Raw genomic sequence first — 485 nt, 5'->3', positions numbered from 1 at the left:
GACCAACCCCGTCGTCGTCCGGCGCACCATGGGTTTCCTGCGCGACGCCGGCATCGTCCAGTCCGAGCGAGGCCACGCCGGTGGATGGCGCATCCAGGCCGACCTGCGCACCGTCACGCTGCGCCAGCTGCACGAGGCGCTGGGCGAGCCGGCGATGTTCGCCATCGGCAACCGCCACGAGGCGCCGCAGTGCCTGGTCGAGCAGGCGGTGAACGCCGCGCTCGAAGGCGCATTCGCCGAGGCCGAGTCGTTGCTGCTCCAGCGTTTCTCCGACATCACCCTGGCCGACCTTGCCGCCGACTTCGCGCGCCGGCATGCGGCCGTCAGGCGCACAAGGAAATGAGCATGCAGCACGACGTCATCGTCATCGGCGGAAGTTACTCGGGCATGGCCGCGGCCCTGCAACTGGTGCGGGCACGGCGTTCCGTGCGGGTGATCGACGCGGGCGAGCGGCGCAACCGCTTCGCCAGCCACTCCCACGGTTT

Annotated in this window: 2 protein-coding genes; both read left to right on the top strand. The window is 70.3% G+C overall.

The genetic code is table 11. From position 1 onward, the window contains the following. The coding region (locus tag K9U40_RS23445; protein WP_282892466.1) for an RrF2 family transcriptional regulator at positions 1-343 on the top strand (343 nt) is incomplete at its 5' end. Positions 344-345: 2 nt separating this feature from the next. Beyond that, a partial coding sequence (locus K9U40_RS23440; protein ID WP_282892467.1) for an FAD-binding protein occupies positions 346-485 on the top strand: 140 nt, incomplete at its 3' end.

The organism is Xanthobacter autotrophicus (assembly GCF_030015065.1).
Taxonomy (GTDB): domain Bacteria; phylum Pseudomonadota; class Alphaproteobacteria; order Rhizobiales; family Xanthobacteraceae; genus Xanthobacter; species Xanthobacter autotrophicus_D.
Note: the sequence above shows the minus strand (reverse complement) of the source record. Positions and strands in the feature narration are given on the sequence as shown.